This is a genomic window from Pseudomonas sp. PDM22 (genome assembly GCF_014851965.1).
In the GTDB taxonomy this organism is placed as follows: domain Bacteria; phylum Pseudomonadota; class Gammaproteobacteria; order Pseudomonadales; family Pseudomonadaceae; genus Pseudomonas.
The window spans coordinates 198,594-221,862 of record NZ_JACVAR010000008.1; the positions used below are offsets into that span (position 1 = coordinate 198,594).

General features: G+C 65.3%; 19 protein-coding genes and 1 pseudogene. 7 read left to right on the forward strand and 13 right to left on the reverse strand.

What is annotated here, in order from left to right:
• Nucleotides 1-175 precede the first annotated feature (175 nt).
• The 8 genes from IB255_RS25830 to IB255_RS25865 all read right to left on the reverse strand — a co-directional run bounded on the left by IB255_RS25830 (nucleotide 176) and on the right by IB255_RS25865 (nucleotide 8,679).
• The gene (locus IB255_RS25830) at nucleotides 176-991 is read right to left on the reverse strand and encodes an ABC transporter permease (RefSeq protein WP_081518540.1); all 816 of its coding nucleotides are present in this window, start codon (nucleotides 989-991) and stop codon (nucleotides 176-178) included.
• Between the two features lie 10 nt (nucleotides 992-1,001).
• Nucleotides 1,002-1,838 (reverse strand): ABC transporter permease, encoded by an 837-nt coding sequence (locus IB255_RS25835; RefSeq protein WP_081518539.1) that lies wholly within the window; start codon nucleotides 1,836-1,838, stop codon nucleotides 1,002-1,004.
• 15 nt (nucleotides 1,839-1,853) lie between these two features.
• On the reverse strand, nucleotides 1,854-2,969 hold the full coding sequence (locus tag IB255_RS25840; protein ID WP_081518538.1) for an ABC transporter substrate-binding protein: 1,116 nt from the start codon (nucleotides 2,967-2,969) through the stop codon (nucleotides 1,854-1,856).
• Nucleotides 2,970-3,025: 56 nt separating this feature from the next.
• Nucleotides 3,026-4,111: an ABC transporter ATP-binding protein gene (locus IB255_RS25845; RefSeq protein ID WP_081518537.1), complete on the reverse strand. Its 1,086-nt coding sequence runs from the start codon at nucleotides 4,109-4,111 to the stop codon at nucleotides 3,026-3,028.
• Nucleotides 4,112-4,251: 140 nt separating this feature from the next.
• Complete coding sequence (locus IB255_RS25850; RefSeq protein ID WP_081518536.1) at nucleotides 4,252-5,175, reverse strand: LysR substrate-binding domain-containing protein; 924 nt, start codon at nucleotides 5,173-5,175, stop codon at nucleotides 4,252-4,254.
• A gap of 370 nt (nucleotides 5,176-5,545) precedes the next feature.
• On the reverse strand, nucleotides 5,546-6,859 hold the full coding sequence (locus IB255_RS25855; RefSeq protein ID WP_081518535.1) for an NAD(P)/FAD-dependent oxidoreductase: 1,314 nt from the start codon (nucleotides 6,857-6,859) through the stop codon (nucleotides 5,546-5,548).
• A 76-nt stretch (nucleotides 6,860-6,935) separates the two neighbouring features.
• On the reverse strand, nucleotides 6,936-8,300 hold the full coding sequence (locus IB255_RS25860; protein ID WP_081518534.1) for a glutamine synthetase family protein: 1,365 nt from the start codon (nucleotides 8,298-8,300) through the stop codon (nucleotides 6,936-6,938).
• A gap of 190 nt (nucleotides 8,301-8,490) precedes the next feature.
• A complete protein-coding gene (locus IB255_RS25865) occupies nucleotides 8,491-8,679 on the reverse strand; it encodes a hypothetical protein (RefSeq protein WP_081518533.1) in 189 nt (62 codons plus the stop codon).
• Nucleotides 8,680-8,911: 232 nt separating this feature from the next.
• On the opposite strand from IB255_RS25865, the gene IB255_RS25870 reads away from it, so the two are divergent.
• Both IB255_RS25870 and IB255_RS25875 read left to right on the forward strand, forming a co-directional pair.
• Nucleotides 8,912-9,181: a MoaD/ThiS family protein gene (locus IB255_RS25870; protein ID WP_081518532.1), complete on the forward strand. Its 270-nt coding sequence runs from the start codon at nucleotides 8,912-8,914 to the stop codon at nucleotides 9,179-9,181.
• Between the two features lie 28 nt (nucleotides 9,182-9,209).
• Nucleotides 9,210-10,313 (forward strand): WD40/YVTN/BNR-like repeat-containing protein, encoded by a 1,104-nt coding sequence (locus IB255_RS25875; RefSeq protein ID WP_081518531.1) that lies wholly within the window; start codon nucleotides 9,210-9,212, stop codon nucleotides 10,311-10,313.
• Here the strand turns inward: IB255_RS25875 and IB255_RS25880 are convergent.
• A complete protein-coding gene (locus IB255_RS25880) occupies nucleotides 10,292-10,435 on the reverse strand; it encodes a hypothetical protein (RefSeq protein WP_167523213.1) in 144 nt (47 codons plus the stop codon). The genes IB255_RS25875 and IB255_RS25880 overlap by 22 nt on opposite strands.
• 20 nt (nucleotides 10,436-10,455) lie before the next feature.
• Nucleotides 10,456-11,949, reverse strand: a pseudogene (locus tag IB255_RS25885) (RimK family protein); the annotation flags it as partial.
• Nucleotides 11,950-12,129: 180 nt separating this feature from the next.
• On the opposite strand from IB255_RS25885, the gene IB255_RS25890 reads away from it, so the two are divergent.
• The 5 genes from IB255_RS25890 to IB255_RS25910 all read left to right on the forward strand — a co-directional run bounded on the left by IB255_RS25890 (nucleotide 12,130) and on the right by IB255_RS25910 (nucleotide 14,697).
• Nucleotides 12,130-12,579 carry a GNAT family N-acetyltransferase gene (locus tag IB255_RS25890; protein WP_081518529.1) on the forward strand — a complete coding sequence of 150 codons (450 nt, stop codon included), beginning with the start codon at nucleotides 12,130-12,132 and terminating at the stop codon, nucleotides 12,577-12,579.
• 75 nt (nucleotides 12,580-12,654) lie between these two features.
• Entirely contained in the window at nucleotides 12,655-12,984 is a 330-nt protein-coding gene (locus IB255_RS25895) for an ArsR/SmtB family transcription factor (RefSeq protein WP_081518528.1), read from the forward strand.
• Entirely contained in the window at nucleotides 12,981-13,415 is a 435-nt protein-coding gene (locus tag IB255_RS25900; protein ID WP_192211032.1) for a YeeE/YedE family protein, read from the forward strand. Before IB255_RS25895 ends, IB255_RS25900 begins: the two co-directional genes overlap by 4 nt.
• Nucleotides 13,412-13,837 (forward strand): DUF6691 family protein, encoded by a 426-nt coding sequence (locus tag IB255_RS25905; protein ID WP_081518526.1) that lies wholly within the window; start codon nucleotides 13,412-13,414, stop codon nucleotides 13,835-13,837. The genes IB255_RS25900 and IB255_RS25905 overlap by 4 nt, the downstream gene beginning before the upstream one ends.
• Nucleotides 13,834-14,697, forward strand: coding sequence for an MBL fold metallo-hydrolase (locus IB255_RS25910; protein ID WP_192211033.1), 864 nt, complete (start codon nucleotides 13,834-13,836; stop codon nucleotides 14,695-14,697). The genes IB255_RS25905 and IB255_RS25910 overlap by 4 nt, the downstream gene beginning before the upstream one ends.
• A gap of 70 nt (nucleotides 14,698-14,767) precedes the next feature.
• On the opposite strand, the gene IB255_RS25915 is transcribed toward IB255_RS25910, so the two are convergent.
• From IB255_RS25915 to aceE, 3 genes are all read right to left on the reverse strand, one after another.
• Nucleotides 14,768-17,938 carry an autotransporter domain-containing protein gene (locus tag IB255_RS25915; protein ID WP_225595041.1) on the reverse strand — a complete coding sequence of 1,057 codons (3,171 nt, stop codon included), beginning with the start codon at nucleotides 17,936-17,938 and terminating at the stop codon, nucleotides 14,768-14,770.
• Between the two features lie 678 nt (nucleotides 17,939-18,616).
• Nucleotides 18,617-20,545 (reverse strand): dihydrolipoyllysine-residue acetyltransferase, encoded by a 1,929-nt coding sequence (gene aceF, locus IB255_RS25920; protein WP_081518523.1) that lies wholly within the window; start codon nucleotides 20,543-20,545, stop codon nucleotides 18,617-18,619.
• Between the two features lie 11 nt (nucleotides 20,546-20,556).
• On the reverse strand, nucleotides 20,557-23,205 hold the full coding sequence (aceE, locus tag IB255_RS25925; RefSeq protein WP_151187635.1) for a pyruvate dehydrogenase (acetyl-transferring), homodimeric type: 2,649 nt from the start codon (nucleotides 23,203-23,205) through the stop codon (nucleotides 20,557-20,559).
• Nucleotides 23,206-23,269: the final 64 nt, after the last annotated feature.

Genomic DNA, 23,269 nt, shown 5'->3' on the forward strand with positions numbered 1-23,269 from the left:
GGATACTCCTCTGCGGTGCAACCCCCTCACCCTAACCCTCTCCCGGAGGGAGAGGGGACCGGTCGGTGCAGGTGCAAACCATGGCGTCAGCCGGCACGTTCTGCTCCCTCTCCCTTTGGGAGAGGGCTGGGGTGAGGGCTGTCGGCCGCACCGAAATACCAGAAAGTCTTTCGAGTCAGCTCCCCGCCGGCCGCGCCGCGAGCTTCTGGGCCACCATCCGCCCGATCAGCGCGACGAAGGTCAGGGCGATCAGTACCACCGAAATGGCCGCCACGGCCGGGTCGATGTTGTCGCGCAGGCCGGACCAGATCTGCCGCGGCAGGGTGTTCACCTCGGTGCTGGTGACGAACAGGGTCACCGCGATCTCCTCCCAGCTCAGCGCGAAGCACAGTAGTGCGGTGCTCGCCACGCCCAGCTTGAGGTTCGGCAGCACCACCATGAAGGTGGTCTGGCCCAGGCTCGCGCCGAGGTTGCGCGCGGCCAGTTCGATGCGCCGGTCCAGTTGGCTCAGCGCCACCAGCATGGTCACCACACCGTAGGGCACCACCATCACGATGTGCGCGATGGTGAGGCCGAACAGGGTGTCGTAGCCCAGGCCGGGAGCGAACTGGCTGACCTTGGTTTCCATGAAGTACAGGACCATCGCCGAGATCATCGGCGGGATCGCCATGGGCAGCAGCACCAGGCCGATCAGCAGGGTCGCCAGGCGCGAGCGCAGGTACCAGATGCCGAGGCTGAAGCTCACCGCCAGCGCGGTCGCGATGATGCAGGTGGCGGTGGCGACCATCAGGCTCTGGCCGATCGCCGAGAGCCATTCCGGGCTGTCCAGCAACGCCTGGTAATGGCGCAGCGACCAGTTGCCGTTGGGCATCGACAGGAAGCGCTTGCTGGTGAAGGACACCGGGATCACCGCCAGCAGCGGGAAGACCATGAAGATCATCGCCATGGTCGCCAGCAGGCGGCTCGGGGCTTTGGTTTCGTGTGCGTTCATCGTTGAGTCCTCAGCCGACCAGCTTGTCGACGCGGGTCATGCGCAGCAGCGCCCAGATCATCCCGCTGACCAGCGCCAGCAGCACCACCGATAGCGCGGCACCCAGGCCCCAGTTGCTGGTCTGGAACATCTGCAGGTAGACGTACTCGGCCACCATCACGGTCTGTCCGCCGCCGAGGATCGCCGGGGTGATGAAGAAGCCCAGGCAGAACACGAAGACGATGATGAAGGCGCCGAGGATGCCGGGAATGGTCTGCGGCACGAAGATGCTCCAGAAGGTGCGCATCTGCCCGGCGCCCAGGCCGCGCGCGGCCAGCAGCACGCGCGGGTCCAGGCGGCGCATGGTCGACACCAGCGGGAACAGCGCGAAGGGCACCATGAAGTGCACCATGCCGATCACCACGCCCATCTCGTTGCGGGTGAGCTGCAACGGCTCGCTGGTGATGCCCAGGTACTGCAACCAGTCGTTGAGCAGGCCGTTGCTGCGCAGGGCGATCAGCCAGCCGAAGGCGCGCACCAGCACCGACAGCCAGAACGGGATGAACACGCAGATTTCCACCACGCGCTGCCAGAACGGCGGGCTGTAGACCCAGCAGTAGGCCATCAGGTAGGCGATCAGCAGGGAGATCACGCTGACCGTGGTGCACAGGCGGAAGGTCCGCCAGAGCACGTCGTGGATCGCCGGGTCCGTCATGATCCGCTGGTACTGCTCGATCCCCGGCTCCGGCAGGGTCACGCTCCAGCCGAGCACGCCGAGGAAGGGCAGTACGTAGAACACGATCAGAACCACCGGCAGCGGCAGCAGCAGGGCGCCCAGCTTGAGCCGCGAGGGGGCGTTATCGGCCATGTCCTGCGCTCCGCGTCACTTGGAAATGTGGGTCAGGTACTGCTCCAGGGTCGCCGCGTAGTGGTCGGTGTACCACTCGTGGCTGAGCATCACCTGCTTGGGCAGGTTGGACGGATCGGTGCAGTTCAGGTGCTTGCGGTCGTCCGGGATCAGCGCGGCGGCGGCGGGGTTGGCCGGGCCGTTGCCGAACATCTTGAACAGCTCGACCTGGGACTGCGGGTCCTGGGCGTAGGCGATGAACTTCATGGCCGCCTCGGTGCCGGCCGGATTGCCCTTGAGCACGCCCCAGTTGCTGCAGCCCAGCAGGGCGTTGTCGAAGGTCCACTTGATGCGGCCTTCGCTGTCCTCGGTGATCACCTGGGCGCGGGTGTTCCAGATGGCGCCCATGGACACTTCGCCCTCGATCAGCAGCTGCTGGGTCTCCGCGCCCGAGCCCCAGAAGGCCAGCACGTGGGGCTTGAGCTCCTCGATCTTCTTCATGGCGCGAGCCACGTCCAGCGGGTAGAGCTTGTCCGGCGCCACGCCGTCGGCCAGCAGCGCGGCCTCGAGCATGCCGTTCATCCACTTGTAGAGGGTGCGCTTGCCGGGGAAGGTCTTCACGTCCCAGAAGTCGGCCCAGGTCTTGGGCACCTTGTCGCCGAAGCGCTCGCTGTCGTAGGCGATCACGTAGCTGAGCATGTAGTCGGCGATGCCGTATTCGTAGGCGAAGCCGGGCAGCACCTTGTCCTTCGAGACGACGTTGTAGTCGATGGCCTGCACCAGCCCTTCCTTGCCCAGGTTCTGCAGGATCGAGCTTTCCGCGTCGACCACGTCCCAGCTCACCCGGCCGCTGGACAGCTGGGTGCGGATGGCGCCTTCGGTGGGGCCGCTGCCGTCGATCTTCACCGGAATCCCGGTGGCCTTGGAGAAGCCCTCGGTCCAAGCCTTGCCGAACGCCTTGATGGCGTCGCCGCCCCAGTTCACCACCACCAGCGGCTTGTCGCCGGCGGCGAAGCTCACGCCGCTGCGCAAGGCCAGCGGCAGGGCCGCCATCAGGCCCATGCCCTTGAGGAAGGTGCGGCGGTCGATCTGCCCGCGGCGGGTCTTTTCGATGAGGACTTCGATGCAATCTTGCTGGTGAGGATTGAACATGGGTGCAGCTCCCGATCAGGTGGGATGGCGAATAGGGGACGAACGCGTTCGGCGACTCAGGCGATCAGCAGGCTTTTCTCGATGGGCCAGCTCAGCCAGACCTTGGCGCCCTGTTCCAGGCGCGAGGCCTGGTGGTCGGCATGCACGGCCAGGCTCATCGGTTGCTTGCCCTCGCTGCCGGCACCCAGGCACAGCTCGGTGCTGGCGCCCTGGTAGGTCTTGGCGGTGAGCACCGCCTGCACCACGTTGTGGCCGTTCACCTGCGGCGGCACGCTATGCAGCTGCATGTGTTCCGGACGCACGGCCAGCAGCGGTGCTTCGGCCTGCACGGCCGGCGAGTAGCCGGCGCGCAGCTCGGCCTCGCCGAAGCGTCCGCAGGCCAGCTCGCCGGCGCGCCCCACCTGGCTCAGCGGGAACAGGTTCATCTTGCCGAGGAACTCGGCGACGAAGCGGTTGCTGGGCTGGTTGTAGATGGTCTGCGGGTCGTCGACCTGGGCCAGTTGGCCGCGGTTGAAGATGGCGATGCGGGTGGACAGGGCGAGGGCTTCGTTCTGGTCGTGGGTGACGAAGACGAAGGTGGTGCCGACCTGGCGGTGGATGCGCTGCAGTTCGGCCTGCAGCTGCTCGCGCAGGTTCTTGTCCAGTGCCGAAAGGGGTTCGTCGAGCAGCAGCATGTCTGGCTCGAACACCAGCGCCCGGGCGATGGCCACGCGTTGCTGCTGGCCGCCGGAGAGCTCGCCGGGGCGCTTGCCCAGGTGCTCGCCGAGGCCGACCACGTCGAGCATGTGGCGTACGCGGCGGTTGCGCTCCTCGGCCTTCACGCCACGGATCTTCAGCGGGAAGGCGACGTTGTCCTCGATGCTCATGTGCGGGAACAGGGCGTAGCCCTGGAACACCATGCCGAAGTTGCGCTTTTCGGCGGGGCGCCGGGTGATGTCGGCGCCGCCCTCTTCGAGCTTGCCGCGAGACGGGTCCTGGAAGCCGGCGAGGATCATCAGGAAGGTGGTCTTGCCGGAGCCCGAAGGCCCGAGGAGGGTGAGGAACTCGCCCTGCTGGATGTCGATGGACACGTTGTCCAGCGCGTTGAAACTGCCGTAGCTCTTGCCGATGCCGATGGCACGTAGTTGGGGCTGTCGCTCCACTGCACTTACCTCGATTTCTTGTTCTTGTTCGAGCGGCCGCCGGGTGAGGATCGGGGTAAAAATAAGCGGCCTTTTTTTAATGCAGTATTGTTAAATCTCTCTCCGCATCAATCGCGTTTTTTTGCCCTCATTGTTCGAAATCATTCACCTATCACGGCGCTCCGGCCGCTGTGGCGGAACTGCTCGGACATCCGCAGCTCGGCCTTCATCCAGGCCTTGAAGGCCCGCACGTCGGGGCGTTCGGACTTGGCAGGATCGGTGACGAAGTAGTAGCGGTTGGGCGGTTCGATGGCGACGTTGAACAACCGCACCAGCTGCCCCTTGGCCATGGCGTCGCCGCTGACCAGCGCATCGCCCATGGCCACGCCTTGCCCGGCGATGGCCGCCGACTGCACCAGGTGCGCATCGGAGAAGACGATGCCGTTGCGCACGTTGAGGTTCTTCACCCCGGCGGCGGCGGTCCACAGCAGCCAGTCGGAGTGATCGACCATGTGCAGGAAGGGCAGGCTGGCGAGGTCTTCCGGCGAGTCGAGGCCGCCGACGGAGTTGATCAGCGACGGGCTGCACACGGGAAAGGTGTCCAGGGTGGCGATCAGGTCGACGTGCAGGTCGGTCCAGTCGCCCACGCCGTAGGCGATGAACAGGTCGACGTCGCGGTCGCTGACGTCGTCGGGTACCCGCGGCGAGACCAGGTTGAGCTCCACCTGCGGGTGTGCGCGCTGGAACTTGCCGATCTGGTGGCACAGCCAGTAGGTGGCGAATCCGGGCGTGCAGCTCACGCACAGGCGGCCGGAGACTTCCTCGGCATTGGCGAAGCGCCGCGCCTCGTTAAGGATCGCCAGGGCGCGCTGGGTCTCGCGGGCGAAGCATTCGCCGTGGTAGGTCAGCGCGATGCCGCGGCCAACCCGCTCGGTGAGCGGGATGCCCAGGCAGTCTTCCAGGCTGTGCAGCTGGTGGCTGACGGCGCTGCGGGTCAGGCTCAGTTCGCTGGCCGCACCGGACAGGCTGCCCAGGCGGGCAACGGCGTCCAGCACGCGCAGGGCGGTCATCGAGGGGAAACGCATGGCTCACTCCAATTTCGAAGTGGAGCCTTTATCCCTGAGCGGGGCGGTGGTGTCGAGTGGCTGCGGGTACGGGCGGAGAGGGTGGGTGTTTCAGGGCGTTTCGCTTGGCGCCTGCAGCGGGCGCCCTGCTGCGACGGATGCTCACTTGTAGGAGCGGGCCATGCCCGCGACCAGATTGGCCCCCGCACCTGCTGCACGGCGAAGCACGAACGTAGGATGGCGTGGAGCTTGCGATACCCATCGATGACCGGGCACCGGCAGCATGGGTATCGCAAGCTCCACCCATCCTGCTTAGGCGTTTGCCGGCGAAGACACTGGAATGCGGTTCGCGAGCAAGCTCGCTCCTACAGGTTGACCTTGAGGCCTGGTGTCAGCGCAGCTTCTCCATCATCTGGTAGTACCACATGCCCGCGGCCAGCATCGGGTTGCCGAACACGTCGCCCATGGGCACGCGGATGTGCTTGCACTGGGCGAAGGTGTCGAATTTCTCCAGGTCGCCGGTCATCGCCGTGGCCATGATCTCGCCCATGATGTGGGTGGTCGCCACGCCATGGCCGGAGTAGCCCTGGCAGTACCAGACGTTCTCCGACAGCTTGCCCAGCTGCGGGATGCGGTTCATCACGATGCCCATGGCGCAGCTCCACTGGAACTCGATGTCCACGCCCTTGAGTGCCGGGAAGGTGCGCTCGATGCACGGGCGCAGCTCGCCGGCGATGTCGCGCGAGTCGCGGCCGGAGTAGTTGGCTCCGCCGCCGAACAGCAGGCGGCCGTCGCCGGTCATGCGGTAGTAGTCGAGCACGAAGCGGCAGTCGTAGACCGCCAGGTCCTGCGGGTTGATGCGCTTGGCCAGCTCGCCCAGCGGCTTGGTGGTGACGATGCCGCCCATGGCCGGGAAGATCATGCCCTTGAGCTGCTTGCGCTCCAGCTTGTGGTAGACGTCGCCGGCCAGCATCACCTGGGCTGCGTTGATCCGCCCGCCGGAGGTGACCACTGCCGGACGCGGGCCGTGGATGATATCCAGCACTTCGGAGTGCTCGAAGATCAGTGTGCCCAGGCTGGCGGCGGCCTTGGCTTCGCCGATGCACAGGTTGAGCGGGTGCAGGTGCATGTTGCGGGTGTTCTTGATGGCACCGCAGTACAGGTCGCTTTCCAGATGCGCGCGCACGCCGGCACCGTCCAGCAGGCTGATCTCGTCGCCCATGCCGCGACGCTTGGCGTCGTCGAAGGTGGCCTTCAGTTCGTCCATGTGCGACTGCTTCATCGCCGCGTGCAGGTGGCCGAACTTCAGGTCGCACTGGATGCCGTACTTCTCCACGCGGCTCTTGATGATCTCGTGGCCGCGCCAGCGCAGGTGCCAGATGAAGTCGTCGACGTCGTCGCCCAGCCATTGGCGCATCTGCTTCTCCATGGCGGAGTCGCCCGAGAGGCTGCCGGTGACCTGCCCGCCGTTGCGCCCGCTGGCGCCCCAGCCGACCTTGTTGGTCTCGACGATGGCGACCTTGTAGCCGCGCTCGGCCAGCTCCACGGCGGTGGCGACGCCGGTGAAGCCGCCGCCGATGATGGCGATGTCGACGTTCACCTCGCCCTGCAGCGTGGGGTAGCTGGTCTCTTCGTTGAGGCTCGCGGAGTAGTAGGACTTGGCGCGCTCGGGGGCGGGAGTGGCGAGGTTCAGTGCAGCGTTCATTTCGGTGTTCCTGTTGTTGTTCGGTTGCCCCTGCCCGATGACGGCAAGGGTTTGGCTGAGGTGCGCGGGAGCGCCCTCACGCCTGCGTCAGATACCAGCGCCAGTCCTGCTCGCCGACCTCGCCCATGAACTGGCGGTACTCGGCCTGCTTGACCTTCAGGTAGACGCCGAGGAATTCGTGGCCCAGCGCATCGCGCGCCCAGCTGGAGCGCTCCAGCGCGCGCAGCGAGGTCAGCCAGTCGGTGGGCAGCAGTTCCTTGGCCTGGGCGTAGCCGTTGCCTTCCACCGGTGCGCCCGGGTCGATCTCCTCGCGGATGCCGCGATGGATGCCGGCGAGGATGGCCGCGGCGGCCAGGTAGGGGTTGGCGTCGGCGCCGCAGATGCGGTGCTCCACATGGCGGGTATTGGCCGGGCCGCCGGGTACGCGCAGGCTCACGGTGCGGTTGTCACAGCCCCAGGTCGGCGCCAGCGGTGCGTAGCTGTTGGCCTGGAAGCGGCGGTAGGAATTGGCGTTGGGGCAGAACAGCAGCAGCGAGTCGAGCAGGCTTTTCAGCATGCCGCCCACGGACTGGCGCAGCAGCGGAGTGCCCGCCGGATCTTCACTGGCGAACAGGTTGTTGCCCTCGGCGTCGGCCAGCGACACGTGCATGTGCATGCCGGTGCCGGCCAGGTCGTCGAACGGCTTGGCCATGAAACACGCCTGCATGCCGTGCTTGTGCGCCACGCCCTTCACCAGGCGCTTGTAGCGCACGGCCTGGTCCATGGCGACCAGCGCATCGCCGTGCTCCAGGGTGATTTCCACCTGGCCCGGTGCGTACTCGGAGATGGCCGTGCGCGCCGGAATGCCCTGGGCCTTGCACGCGGCATAAAGGTCGGCGAGGAAGGGTTCGATCTGCTCCAGCTCGCGCAGGCCGTAGACCTGAGTGGCACGCGGGCGGCCACCGTCGGCGTCCAGCGCTGGTTGCGGGCGGCCATGGGCGTCGCGCTTGGCGTCCAGCAGGTAGAACTCCAGCTCGCAGGCCATCACCGGGTGGTAGCCGGCGGCCTTGAGGCCGTCGATCACGTGGATCAGTACATGGCGCGGGTCGGCAATGTCCGCCGGCTTGCCTTGTTCGGGGTGCATGCTGACCTGTACCGCCGCCGTGGGAATCTGCCGCCAGGGCAGGCGCACCAGGCTGCCGGCCAGCGGGTAGGCGCGGCAGTCGATATCGCCGACGTCCCAGACCAGCCCGGAATCCTCCACATCCTCGCCGTGCACGGTGAGGCCGAGGATGGTGCTGGGCAGCGGACGGCCGGACTGGTACACGGCGAGCAGCTCCTCGCGGTGCAGCAGCTTGCCGCGCGGCACGCCGTTGGCGTCGAGGATGAACAGCTCGACCATCTCGATATCGGGATTCTGGGCCAGGAAATACTGGGCTTCTTGCACGGAGGCGAAATTCATGGGGCTCTCGTTAGCATCCACGCGGATGCGCTGACGACCTGCAGGCCAGGGCCGCGCCGAGCGGCACGGGATTGAAGGCAGGCAAGCGATGCAACGGGCTACGTCTTGTTCGATGAAAAGCGATGGCCTTGATGAGCCCTGCTCTTCGATGAATGTAGCTCCGTCGGGCGAAGTCGGGCGGGGTGCCCGGTCAGCGAGAGGTGTGGTCGGGCGGGCGCGCGTGGCGGCAATGCCAGAGCGCCCAGAAGGCCAGTTCCAGAGGCAGGGTCAGCGGTTGCAGCTCGAGCCAGCGGGCATGTTTGCGCGGCAGGCGGACGACGCTGCCGGCCTTGCGGGCGGCGACGGGTTCCAGCGGTGCGGGCGAAACGAGCAGGTGCATGTCGAAGGATTTGGCTGACGATTTCCGCAGACTCGCACGGCGTATGGGTTTGTTAAATGTGATTTTCACGACGTTTGGTTTTGCCAAATCGAAACTGAATGCTCTCTCCTGATCACCACGAAGGCCGTTCCAGAGCCTTTGCGTGGCTCTTCGCGCACCTCGTCGAAGCGCCCGGAGCGCCCGCCGCGTCTGCCCTAGACTGGGGCAATCAGCGTCCGCCACGGGCTCGTCCATGTGCCGCATCGTTTTCGCCCCATCGATCCAGCGTCACGTTCCCATCGAAGAGCGCGAGTTGCCGGCGGTGAACCTCGCTGGTGCGCTGGAAGCGGTATTTGTCGAAGCACCGAAATTGCGCGGCTACCTGCTCGACGACCAGGGCGGGTTGCGCCGGCACCTGACGATCTTCATCGACGGCCTGCGCCTGCGTGACCGCGCCCGCCTCAGCGATGCGCTGGCAGCGGACAGCGAGGTCTACGTGGTCCAGGCCCTGAGCGGCGGTTGAGGGCAAGGCGGCATATCAGGAGGGCAAGATGGATGATCGATTGCTGGTGGCGACCCGCAAGGGGCTGTTCACCTTCCAGCGTGGCGCGGACGGCTGGCAGGAAACCCGTCGGGATTTCATTGGCGAGCCGCTGAGCACGGTGCTCGCCGACCCGCGCGATGAAACCCTCTACGCCGCCCTCAACCTCGGCCACTTCGGCTGCAAGCTCTGGCGTCAGCGGGCGGGCGAGGACTGGCAGGAGATCGCCGTGCCGACCTATCCGCCGCAACCCGATCCGCTGCCCGCGCCCCAGGAGGGGGAAGCCCCGCCCGCACCCTGGGTCCTGCAGCAGATCTGGTGCCTGGAGATTGGCGGCGCCGCCGAGCCCGGCGTGCTCTGGGCCGGGACCATACCCGGCGGCCTGTTCCGCAGCAGCGACGGTGGTGATAGCTGGGAGCTCAATCGCTCGCTCTGGGACCGCCCCGAACGCTCGCACTGGATGGGCGGCGGCTACGACTGGCCGGGCATCCACTCGGTCAGCGTCGACCCGCGCGACAGCCAGCACCTGACCATTGCCGTGTCCTGCGGTGGCGTCTGGCAGAGCGACGATGGCGGTGCCAATTGGCGCCTCACCACCAGCGGCATGTACGCCGACTACATGCCGCCGGAGCTGCGCGAGGAGGGCGCCATCCAGGACCCGCACCGCCTGGTGCACTGTCCCGCGCAGCCGCAGCGCCTGTGGGTGCAGCACCACAACGGCATCTTCACCTCCACCGATGGCGGCGCGCGCTGGAGCGACGTGCAGGTCAAGCCGTCGAGCTTCGGCTTTGCCGTCGCCGTCCACCCGACCCGGCCGGACACCGCCTGGTTCGTCCCCGCGGTGAAGGACGTCTGCCGGATTCCGGTGGATGCCCGTTTCGTCGTGACCCGTACCCGTGATGGCGGCGCCAGCTTCGAAGTGCTCGACAGCGGCCTGCCGCAGGGCGCGGCCTTCGACCTGGTGTACCGTCACGGCCTGGCGGTGGACGACGATGGCGTGTGCCTGGCGATGGGGTCCACCACCGGCGGACTGTGGCTGTCGGAGAACGGCGGCGATCACTGGCAATGCCTGTCGATGAACCTGCCGCCGATCTACTGCGTGCGCTTCGGCTGAGCCTTGCGCCTGGCCTGCTCGCGCACCTCGCGCGGCTTCATGCGGCGATCGAAATAGTTGATCGCGGTGCCGAACACGACGATGGCGATCAGGATGGTCAGGCCGATGTGCGTGGCTTCCATGGGGTTCTCCTTGAGGGGGATCACAGCGCCTGGCCGCGCCGCTTGAGTTCCAGGCGGCGGATGAATTCCTCCAGCACCTGGCGGTAGAGGTCGTCCTTGAGACAGGCGTCTTCGATGCCGGCGTCGAGGTTGGGGTTGTCGTTCACCTCGATCACCACCACCTCGCCGTTCGCCTCCTTGAGGTCCACGCCGTACAGGCCGTCGCCGATCAGGCTGGCGGTCTTCAGCGCCAGTTCCACCACGGCCGGCGGTGCGCTTTCCACCGGCAGGGTGTGGCATTCGCCGATCACCTCGCCGCTGGCCTTGTGCTCGACGATCTGCCAGTGCCCGCGGGACATGAAGTACTGGCAGGCGAACACCGGCTTGCGATTGAGAATGCCGATGCGCCAGTCGTACTCGGTGTAGAGGTACTCCTGGGCGAGCAGCAGCACCGAGTGCTCGAAGAGTTCGGCGCTGACGCTGCGCAGTTGCTGGGCGTCCTCGACCTTGTAGACGCCACGGGAGAAGCAGCCGTCGGGAATCTTCAGCACCAGCGGGAAGCCCAGCCGTGCACCGACGCGCTCCAGTTCCTGGGGGTTGTCCTTGTAGAGGATTTCCGTGTCCGGCATGCCCAGGCCCTGGCCGCGCAGCAGGTCGGTCAGGTAGACCTTGTTGGTGCAGCGCAGGATCGAAGCCGGGTCGTCCATCACGATCAGTCCCTCGCGTTCAGCCTTCTTGGCGAAGCGGTAGGTATGGTCGTCGACGCGAGTCGTCTCGCGGATCAGCAGCGCGTCGTACTCGGCCAGGCGCGCGTAGTCCTTCTTCTCGATCAGTTCGACGTCGATGCCCAGCTGCCGGCCGACGCGGACGAAGTTCTGCAGCGCAGCGGCATTGGACGGCGGCAGGTTTTCCGCCGGGTTGTGCAGGATGGCCAGGTCATAGCGCGCCAGGCGCCGCGAGTTGGGCTGGCGCCAGACGCGGCGGCTGAAGCGGTCGAGGGCGTCGGCGAACTGGTCTTCCTGATTCTCCCGCAGCTTGTGCAGGGCGCCGGGGCGAACGCCGGCGATATGCCAGGCATCGGTGCGGCGGAAGTCCACCAGCAGGATCGGGCAGGGGAAGGCCTCGAACAGCTGGCGGGCGATGGGCTGCAGCGGCTCCAGGTCGGTGCGGCCGAAGTACAGGCGCAGGGTGAAGCCGTCGGTGCTGGCGCAGGGATGCTGGTCGAGGGCTTTCTCCAGGGTTTTTTCCAGGCCGTCCAGGGCCAGCCCGTAGAGGGATTTCTTCGCCAGTTCGCTGATCGTGCGTACCGATGGGATCACCTTGTGCCCGCGCGCCTCGGCGAGCAGGGAACAATAATAACCGTGGCCCAGGTATTTATAGTTGCGACACAGATTTATCACCTGGAAGCGTTTCCCCGCTTCGAACTGGCGGGAGTCTTCCAGGTATTCCTGTGCGCTCAGCATGTCTTCGCTGGGAATATACGAAGCCCAATCTTCCTTGCGCTCGACGATGATCAGGACTTGGCTGGAGCGGGCTGAAGGCGGCTCCGCAGAGGCTTCGGTGACAGTCTGGAGGGAGCTTGCATTCAACTTTTCATGGAAGTTAGTGTGTAGCGAAGACATTGTTCACGGACCTGTCTGGAAGTTGCCGTGTGTCTATTAAGCAACAACTTCCCGAAATGTCCCGGTTCATGACGAAAGTTTTACGGAGAACCCATGCCGCTGTTATATCGCCTTGCCACCCGTGCCGATTTAGCGGGTCTTGTGGCGCTGGAGGAGGGCACTTTTCACCAGGACCGTCTGAGTGCGCGCAGCTTTCGCCAGATGATCGCCGCACCGAGTGCCGAGCTGATCGTGGCGCAGGAGGGCAACGAGTTGCTCGGTTACGCCTTGCTGCTGTTTCGCCGGGGCACGAAGGTGGCGCGCCTGTATTCGCTGGCGACCTCGCAGCAGGCTCGCGGCAGGGGACTGGGCAGCGGATTGCTGGAACAGGCGGAGCGTAGTGCCGCGCGGCACGGTTGCAGGGCGTTGCGGCTCGAGGTGCGCGTCGATAACTGCGTCGCCATTGGCCTCTATGAGCGGCGTGGCTATCGCCGCTTCGGCCGGATCGCCAATTTCTACGAAGACGGCGCCGATGCCTGGCGGTACGAGAAACCGCTGATCTGATGAAGGGGGAGGGGCTGGTCAGGGCGCGGAAAACAATCTATAAAAATATAGATTGTATATTGGTAGATCGTCCCCATGACCGCCACCACGCTCGAACCCGCCGACGCCCTGCGCCTGCACCAATCCGCTGAATCCGCCTGCCAGCTGCTCAAGGCGCTGGCCAACACCGACCGCCTGATGCTGCTCTGCCAGTTGGCCCAGGGCGAGCTGAACGTCGGCGAGCTGGAAGCCTGTACCGGCATCACCCAGCCTACCCTGTCGCAGCAACTGGCCGTGCTGCGCCGCGAGGAGCTGGTGGAGACCCGCCGCGATGGCAAGCAGGTCTACTACCGCATTGCCAGCCAGCAGGCACTGGCGGTGATCGAGACCTTGTACCGGCTGTTCTGCGCGGAGCAGGCGAGATGATCGACTGGGCTCATTTCACGCCGTGGAGCGCCCTGGCCGGTGGCGCACTGATCGGTCTTTCGGCCGGGCTGTATGCCGCGCTCGATGGCCGTGTCGCCGGCATCAGCGGCCTGCTCGGCGGGTTGTTCAAGAGCGCCGGCTGGAAGGGCGAAGGGCTGTTCTTCCTGCTCGGAATACTGGCTGCGCCGCTGTTGTGGCTGGCGCTGCGCCCGCTGCCGGAGATTCGCTTCGAGGCCGGCTGGATGACGCTGGTGGTGGCGGGCCTGCTGGTCGGTGTCGGCAGCCGGTTTGGCTCCGGCTGCACCAGTGGGCATGGCGTCTGCGGTTTGTCGCGGCTCTCCGGTCGCTCGCTGGTGGCGACGCTGTGCTTCATGGGCACCGGCTTTGCCACCGTGTTTGTCGTGCGTCATATGCTGGGGAGTGGAGCATGAGCCGCATCGTCGCTTTGCTGGCCGGCCTGCTGTTCGGTTTCGGCCTGCTGCTGGCCGGCATGGCCAACCCGGCCAAGGTGCTGGGGTTCCTCGATCTCGCCGGGGCGTGGGACCCGTCGCTGGCGCTGGTGATGTTCGCCGCCATCGCGGTTGGTCTACCGTTTTTCACTTGGGCGCGGCGGCAGCATCGTTCGCTGCTGGGCGGCCTGATGCAACTGCCGCAGCGCCGTGAACTGGATGGCCGACTGATCGGCGGCAGCCTGCTGTTCGGCGTTGGCTGGGGCATTGCCGGCATTTGTCCGGGGCCGGCTCTGGTGACCTTCGCTGCCGGCTACTGGCAGGGAGCGCTGTTCTGCATCGCCATGCTGGTGGGGATGGCGGGCTACGAATGGAAAATCGAGACCAGGAGGAGACCCACATGAGCGCTACCATCCAGCACTTCTTCGATCCCGCCACATCCACCTACAGCTATGTGGTGGCGGATCACAGCACTGGGCGCTGCGCCATCATCGACCCGGTGCTGGACTACGATGCCGCCGCCGGCCGCGTTGGCAACGCCGGCGCCCGCCAGATACTCGAGTACGTTCGCGAGCAGGCGCTGACGGTGGAGTGGCTGCTGGAAACCCATCTGCATGCTGATCACCTGTCCGCCGCCGCCTGGCTCAAGGGCGAACTGGGCGGCCGGCTAGCCATCGGATCGAGCATCGCCCAGGTTCAGCGCACCTTCGCCGGCCTGTTCAACCTGGATGAAGATTTCCCCTGCGACGGCAGCCAGTTCGACCATCTGTTCGAAGATGGCGAGCGCTTCAGCATCGGCGAACTGCAGGCCCAGGCACTGCACACGCCCGGCCATACGCCGGCCTGCATGACCTACCTGGTCGGTGATGCGGCGTTCGTGGGTGACACCCTGTTCATGCCCGACTACGGCACAGCCCGGTGCGACTTTCCCGGCGGCGATGCACGGCAGTTGTACCGCTCGATCCAGCGACTGTTCGCCTTGCCGGACCAGACGCGGCTGTTCCTGTGCCACGACTACCTGACTGCCAATCGCGATCATCATGAGTTCGAAACCAGCGTGGTGCGGCAACGCCAGGAAAACGTGCACGTGCATGAGGGGGTGAGCGAAGACGCCTTCGTCAGCATGCGCCAGCAGCGCGATGCAGGGCTGCATGCGCCGGCGCTGATCTGGCCGTCGATCCAGGTGAACATGCGTGCGGGCGAGCTGCCGGAGGCGGAAGCCAACGGCGTGCGGTACCTGCGAATTCCGCTGGACCGCCTGTGAAAAAAGCCGCCCCGAAGGGCGGCAAGCACCGAGGAAGATGGTTCCCCGCGCAGGGCGCGGGGAGGGTGGGTCAGAAACGCCAGTCCAGCGACAGGTTGCCCGACACCGAGTTGTAGCCGGTGCGGAACAGATCACTGGCAACCCCGGCGCCGATGTCGACGTTCTCGCTGAGCGAGTAGCGGACGTTGCCGCGCACGCCCATGGAGTCGCGGTCCATGACGGTGTTCTTGCTGCGGAACGAGGAGCCCTGGTAGGTGGCGAAGGTCGCGTCCTGGATCAGGTCGGTGTTCAGCAGTTCGTGGTTCCAGGTGACCTGGCCCTCGGCCTTGATGGCGCGGCCGCCTTCGAGCGGGAAGTTCATCGCGCTGTTCAGGCCGATGCTGGAGCGCAGCGAATCGAACTGCTGCGATTCCAACTTCAGGGCCGAGCCATCGGCGCCTTTCTCGTGGGTGCCGTCGCGCCACAGGCTGGTGTAGGTCAGGGTGGCGATCGGACCCAGGCTGACGTTCTCGTTCAGCTGGAAGCGATAGCCGCCCCCGCCGACCAGCGACGCGCTGGTGCCGGTCCAGTCGGCCTTGTTGCGCGCGGAGTAGTCGTCGAAGTCGATCTTGCGCTTGAGTTCACCGCTCTCGTAGCCGACGCGGGCGCTGCCGAGCAGGTAGCTGCCTGCCATCGGGTCTGCGGCGTAACGGGCGTGAACACCCAGCTCCAGCGCCGAGGTGTCGCCACTGCCACGCTGCGGGTCTTTCAGGCTGACGTTCTGCTTGTTGGCAGCACCGTGCAGGCCGACGATCAGCGCGCCGTCGCTGGAGGCGGCGGTTTCCGCACCGAAGATCACGCCGTAGCTGTCGGTGGTGTAGCCCACGGTATCGTGATCGCTGTTCTGCCGGGAATTGCCGCCGAAGGGCTGGATGAAGGTCTGCCACTCATCGTCACGCAGCCTGCCCGGTTCGCGGGCGCTGATGGCGTCGGCCACTTGCTGCTCGCGCTGCAGAGAACTGGCCATCATGGCGCTGTAGGCGGACGGGGAGAGCTGCTCCAGCGCCCTGGCGATGGTGCTGCCGTCGGGGTTGGAGAAGTCCAGGGTGGTGTAGAGCTTCCGGGTGTCGCTGTCGGCGTTGGCGGGGACGTCCCGGCTCAGGGCCTCGCCGACGGCGCGGCCGTTCTGGCTGGTGGCGTACTGGCTGTAGGCGTCGCTGGCGCGCTCGAAGCGCAGCAGGTAGGCGCCGTTGCTCTGCGGGGTCGCCAGCAGGGACAGGGTGGGCGATGGGGACAGGCTTTCCACCTGGTCGAAGGCGCCGCTGGTGGAGGTGGCGGTCAGCAACTGGCGGGAGCTCATCGACCATTGCGGCGAGTACCAGCCGCGCTGCGGCGCGACGCTCAGGCGACCAGCGAGGCTGGCGTTGCCGTTGACCTTCAGGGTGTCGTGCTGGCCCTTGTCGTTGACCTCCGCCAGCAATTGACCGGTGTCGGTCTGCTGGTAATCGCCGTCCACCGTCAGGGTGCCGAAGGAGTTGCCCGGCGCCACGGTGCCACGGTTGGTGAAGGCACCGTTGTCATTGATCGTGTAGGTGCTGTTGCCGGAGAGGGTTGCGCCTTCGCTCACGTTGACGGCGTAGAGCTCCTGCTCGCCGCCGAGGGAGGTCTGGCCGCCGCGCAGGTTCAGCACCAGGTTGTTGCTGCCCTGGATGTCACCGTTGTAGGTCATGCGGAAGTTCGGGTCGGCCTGGTCCAGGGCATGGCCCTGGCCGTCGTTCAGCAGACCGAAGTTCAGTTCTGTGTAGCGCCACTCGACGTTGTTCCAGGTGTTGTAATTCGAGTAAATGCCGCCCTCCAGCTGGGCGCCGGCGAGAATGTTGATCCGGTTGACCAGCGCCGAGTCCTCGATGAGGATCGCGGCGCTCCTGCCCGCCAGGCGGCCGCTGATGTCGACGTTGTTGACCAGCGCGCCCATGAGCTCGGGCAACGGATTGGGGAGCACCCTGCTGTCCTTGAACTGGAAGTAGGAGCCGCGATATTCCGAACCTTTCCCGAGGCTGCCCACCAGGTTCTGGCCGAAGCTGAACTTGGCGGCGACACCGCCTTCCCCCAGGGCCTCGATATCGCCGCGCTGGACGAACTCATGATTCTTGCCATAGGCGAACAGGACGCCCACCCCGTTCTGGCCGTCAGCATGGATGCGCGTGCCCGGCTCGACCACCAGCGTGTTGCCTTCGCCGTCGACGCGAACACCCGCTGCACCGGCGCCGCGGGTCAGAAGATCGGCCTGCTGGAAGATCTGGTTGTAGCTGCCGTAAACGTGCAGGCCCAGGCCGAGCAAGGTCTGGCTGTAACTGCCCACCAGATAGCGGGTGCCGGAAGGGTCGCGCTGGAAGTAACCATTCTGGTTGTAGATCGTCTGGTTATCGCCGTAGACCGAATAACCGAACAGGTCGCGACGGTCGATCTGGTAGCCCAGGTCCTGCAACGCCGCCAGTTCCGCCTCCATGAAGGTGGTGTAGTTGCGGTAATTCTGGTGGCTCATCAGGCTGTTCTTCAGCTCGATGTGGCTCATGTAGTCGTCATCGACGCTGCCATCGGCGGAGCGTGCGCGGACCGGAAGGCCCGGCATGGCACCGGCCAGGACGTCGGAGACGTTCTTCCCGGTGAAGTAGCCCTGGTCCTTGCGGAGATCGAAGCCGTCCGGATCGTAGTCGTTGTCGCAGCCCGTGCAGAGCACGACCTGGTTCGGGCGGGCCGGGTTGCCATTGTCATCGCGCAGGTGGCTTTCCCAGAGGCTGAGCTGCTTGTCGAAGTAGGGGGTGTCGGAGTTTTCACCGTCCTTGTCGCTGACTGAGGTCATTACGCCTAGAGCGTGAGCCAGTTCGTGAGACGCGGTGGCAGCCAGATCGAAAGCCCCGGTGCGCGGCAATTGAGATGGCTGGTAAGACTGGGTATCGAACTTCAACTTGCCTATCAGGAAGAAGCCGTCGGCCCCGTACTGATCGGGACTGCGGCTTTTACCGGTCAGCGCGGCCTGTAACTGGGTGATGCTGGGGGATTGATCCTCGCTGTTGGGATAACTGGTGCCCGCTGCGTTATCTTCATTGAAGGTGCCAACGTTGATGGTGGCGGGGAGTTGCCCGGCGTTCGGCTTGATTACCGTTGCCCAGTATTTCACTCCCGCTTCGATCTTCGCCTTCTGGTCCGAATTCAGGTTCCAGATCGAGGAGCGGTTGTCCTTTTTCTCCGGGTCGAACATGAACACGCCATCTCCCACATCGTAGAAGTTGATCTTGAATATGGGCGCGCCTTGGGGTGTTTGAATGTCCCTGGTTTCCAGGGCGAGAACAGATGAGCCGGGCAATAAGGCTGCCAGGGATATGGCCAGGGAAATTCTATTTCTCGCAAATGCCTTCTTCATTTTTATCTCCGCTGTTTTTAGAAATACCCCTGTCGAAAAAGTCGTGGCGACTTTTTCGACTGATCAATTGCCCCTTCAAAAGTACCCGCGTCTTTCGAGAGTTGCGGAATAGAGCGGGTGCTCGAATGTGGGAGGTTGATGGGAGTTTCGAAATCACACAGTGGAGTGGCAACTGGAGAGATTGGGTAAGTTCCGTGGGTATTTTCTGATGATGTGTGCTTATGGAACTATTGGTGGGGCTGAGAATTTGAAGCGTGGGAAGTTTCTTTGATTTCTATTGAAAGGTTACTTGTGGAGGAGATAATTCGATGCGGGTGTTTTTACGGGTGAATGGGGGTTGTTGCAGGGAGGCAGAAATATGCGCCCTGATGGCTCGGGCTGAATAGCCAATCGGTTGTTTCACCCAGTAGGCGGGCTGCACACAATAAGGAGTGGTCAGCCAATCCTGGGCGGGAGACCCGGCACAAGAGCGTGCCGGGTCGATCTGAGGGCCGGTGTGATACCCACCGGATGCGCTTACAGCAACAAGCTTCGAATATCCCCCAGCACTTCCCCCAGTCGCCGGGTGAATCGCGCTGCCGCAGCCCCGTTGATTACCCGGTGGTCGTAGGACAGCGACAGCGGCAGCATCAGCCGGGGCTGGAAGACGTTGCCGTCCCACACCGGCTGGATGGCTGCCTTGCTCACACCGAGGATCGCCACTTCCGGCGCGTTGACGATGGGGGTGAAGCCGGTACCGCCGATGTGCCCGAGGCTGGAGATGGTGAAGCAGGCGCCCTGCATGGCGTCGGCGGATAGCTTCTTCGTCCGCGCTTTCTCCGCCAGCTCGGCGGCCTCCAGCGCAAGCTGCAGCAGCCCCTTCCGGTCGACGTCGCGGATAACCGGCACCAGCAGGCCGTCCGGCGTGTCCACGGCAAAGCCGATGTGCACGTACTTCTTGCGGATCAACGCCTTGCCACTGGGGGCGAGCGAGCTGTTGAAGTCCGGCAGCTCGCGCAGCAGGTGGGCGCAGGCCTTGAGCAGGATCGGCAGGATGGTCAACTTGGTACCGGCCTTTTCCGCCGCCGCCTTCTGCGCGATGCGGAAGGCCTCCGCCTCGGTGATGTCGGCGGACTCGAACTGCGTCACGTGGGGCACGTTCAGCCAGCTGCGGTGCAGGTTGCTGGCGCCGACCTGCATCAGGCGGGTCATCGCCACTTCCTCGGTTTCGCCGAACTTGCTGAAGTCGATCTCCGGGATCGGCGGGATGCCTGCGCCACCGGTTGCTCCTGCAGCCGCACCGGACTTGCTGCGTTGCAGCTGCTCTTTCACGAACGCCTGCACGTCTTCCTTGAGGATGCGGCCCTTGGGCCCGCTGCCGGTGACTTGCGCCAGCTCGACACCGAACTCGCGGGCGACCATGCGCACGGCGGGGCCCGCATGCACCTTGGTGCCGTCGCGGCTGGGCGCGCCCACCGGGGCGACGTCCGGCGCCTTGGGCGGCTCGGCTTTCGCCGCTGGCGCAGCGGCTGGTTTTTCTGCGGCGGCTGCGGGAGCCGCCGCTGCGCCCGCCACTTCCAGGTCGAGTATCTCGTCGCCTTCCTTGAGGGTGTCGCCGATCTTCACCTTGATCGCCTTCACCACGCCCGCTTTCGGCGCCGGAATCTCCATGCTGGCCTTGTCGGATTCCAGCGTCAGCAGGCTCTGGTCGGCCTCGATGCGGTCACCCACCTTGACCATCAGTTCGATGACGTTGCCCTGGCCGTTGCCGATATCGGGCACGCGGATGCTCTCCACGCCGCCACTGGTAGTCGGAGCGGGCGTTGGCTTTTCTTCCTTCGCCGGAGCCGGAGCAGAGGCGGGCGCCGCCGCGGCCGGCGTGCTGGTCGTAGCAGCGCCGCCCTCGGTTTCCAGTTCGAGGATGTCGTCGCCTTCCTTGAGGGTGTCGCCGATCTTCACCTTGATCGCCTTCACCACGCCCGCTTTCGGCGCGGGAATCTCCATGCTGGCCTTGTCGGACTCCAGCGTCAGCAGGCTCTGGTCGGCCTCGATGCGGTCACCGACCTTGACCATCAGTTCGATGATCTCGCCCTGGCCATTGCCGATGTCCGGCACCTTGATGGTTTCCACGCCGCCGCCGGAAGGCGCAGGTTGAGGCGCCGGCGCGGCGGCGGGCTGGGGGGCCTCGGCGGCAGGTTGGGCCGGTTCCTCGGCCTTGGCTTCGGCGGCGCCGCCTTCGGCTTCCAGTTCGAGGATTTCATCGCCTTCCTTGAGGGTGTCGCCGACCTTCACCTTGATCGCCTTCACCACGCCCGCTTTCGGCGCGGGAATCTCCATGCTGGCCTTGTCGGACTCCAGCGTCAGCAGGCTCTGGTCGGCTTCGATGCGGTCGCCGACCTTGACCAGCAGTTCGATGACTTCACCCTGGCCGTTGCCGATGTCGGGTACGCGAATGGTCTCGCTCATCGTGCCTCTCCTCAGCAGTCCAGCGGGTTGGTTTTTTCCGGGTCGAGGCCGAACTTCGCGATGGCCTCGGCCACCACTTTCGGCTCGATGTCGCCGCGATCGGCCAGGGCCTCCAGCGCGGCGAGCACCACCCAGTGGCGGTCGACCTCGAAGAAGTGGCGCAGCTTGGCGCGGGTGTCGCTGCGGCCGAAGCCGTCGGTGCCCAGCACTTTGTATTCCTTGGTCGGCACCCACTGGCGAATCTGGTCGGCGTAGACCTTCATGTAGTCGGTGGACGCCACCACCGGCCCGCGCCGTCCGCCCAGGCACTGCTCGACATAGCTGGGCCGTGGCTTCTGTCCTGGATGCAGGCGGTTCCAGCGCTCCACCGCGAGGCCGTCGCGGCGCAGCTCGTTGAAGCTGGGCACCGACCAGACGTCCGCACCGATGCCGAAGTCGTCACGGAGGATTTTCGCCGCCGCTTCCACCTCGCGCAGGATGGTGCCCGAGCCGAGCAGCTGCACATGGTGCGCGGCGGCACGCTTGTCCTCGTCGAGCAGGTACATGCCCTTGATGATGCCTTCCTCGGCGCCCTTGGGCAGCGGTGGGTGAGGGTAGTTCTCGTTCATCACGGTGATGTAGTAGAAGACCTCCTGCTGCTCCTCCATCATCTGCCGCACGCCTTCCTGGATGATCACCGCCAGCTCGTAGGAGTAGGTCGGGTCGTAGGTGCGGCAGTTGGGGATGACCGAAGCCAGCACGTGGCTGTGGCCGTCCTCGTGCTGCAGGCCTTCGCCGTTGAGCGTGGTGCGCCCGGCGGTGCCGCCCAGCAGGAAGCCGCGCGTCAGGCTGTCACCGGCCGCCCAGGCCAGGTCGCCGATGCGCTGGAAGCCGAACATCGAATAGAAGATGTAGAACGGCAGCATCGGCTGGCGGTAGTTGCTGTAGGCCGTACCGGCGGCGATGAAGGACGACATGGCACCGGCCTCGGTAATGCCTTCTTCGAGGATCTGGCCCTTCTTGTCCTCGCGATAGAACATCAGCTGTTCCTTGTCGACCGGCTCGTAGAGCTGGCCCACCGAGGAGTAGATACCGAGCTGGCGGAACATGCCTTCCATGCCGAAGGTGCGTGCCTCGTCGGGAATGATCGGCACGATGCGCTGGCCCAGTTCCTTGTCCTTCACCAGCTGCGAGATGATCCGCACGAAGGCCATGGTGGTGGAAATCTCGCGGTCGCCCGAGCCATCGAGCAGCGCCTTGAGCGTCTCCAGCGGCGGTGCCGGGATGCGCTGGCTGTTGCCGTGGCGGTGGGGCATGAAGCCGCCCAGGGAAGCGCGACGCTCCTTCAGGTAGCGCGCCTCGGCGCTGCCTTCGTCGGGGCGGTAGAAGGGCAGCTTGGCCAGGTCCGCGTCCTTGATCGGGATGTCGAAGCGGTCGCGGAAGGCGCGCAGGCTGTCCACGTCGATCTCGTGGATGTTGTGGGCGATGTTCTTCGCCTCGCCGGTGCCGGTGCCGTAGCCCTTGATGGTCTTGGCCAGCACCACGCTGGGTTGGCCCTTGTGGTTCACCGCGGCGTGGTAGGCGGCGTAGACCTTGTAGGGATCGTGGCCGCCGCGGTTGAGCTTCCAGATTTCCTCGTCGGAGAGGTCCTTGACCATCTCCAGCAGCTCCGGCCGCGCGCCGAAGAAGTGCTCGCGGACGAAGGCCCCGTCCTTGGCCTTGTAGTTCTGGTAGTCGCCGTCCACCGCCTCGTCCATGCGCGCCTGCATCAGGCCGGCGGTGTCCTTGGCGAACAGCGGGTCCCAGAAACGGCCCCAGATCACCTTGATCACGTTCCAGTTGGCGCCACGGAACACGCCTTCCAGTTCCTGGATGATCTTGCCGTTGCCGCGCACCGGGCCGTCCAGGCGCTGCAGGTTGCAGTTCACCACGAAGATCAGGTTGTCGAGCTTCTCGCGCCCGGCCAGGGAGATCGCGCCCAGGGATTCCGGTTCGTCGGTCTCGCCATCACCCAGGAAGCACCAGACCTTCTGCTTGCCGGCGGGAATGAAGCCACGACTCTCCAGGTACTTCATGAAGCGCGCCTGGTAGATCGCCTGGATCGGCCCCAGGCCCATGGACACCGTCGGGAACTGCCAGAACTTCGGCATCAGGCGCGGGTGCGGATAGGAGGAAATGCCCTTGCCGTCGACCTCCTGGCGGAAGTTCTCCAGTTGCTCGTCGGTAAGCAGGCCCTCGATGTAGGCGCGGGCGTAGAAGCCCGGCGAGGCGTGGCCCTGGAAGTAGATCAGGTCGCCGGCGTGTTCCTCGGTGGGGCCGTTGAAGAAGTAGTTGAAGCCGATGTCGTAGAGGGTCGCCGAGGAAGCGAAGGTGGAAATGTGTCCGCCCAGCGACGGGTCCTTGTGGTTGGCGCGCATCACCATGGCCAGCGCGTTCCAGCGCACCAGCGAGCGGATGCGCCGCTCCATGAACAGGTCGCCCGGCATGCGGGCTTCGTGGCCTACCGGGATGGTGTTGCGGTAAGGCGTGGTGATGGCGTAGGGCAGTTGCGTGCCGGTTCGGCTGGCCAGCTCGCCTAGGCGAGTCATCAGGTAGTGGGCGCGCTCTTCGCCTTCTTTTTCCAGTACGGATTCCAGCGCGTCCAGCCATTCCTGGGTTTCGACGGGGTCGATATCGTGCATGGTCAGGGGTCCTGGTTACGGGGTCGGCTCTACGCAATGCCGGCTCCGGGCCAGGTGATCCATC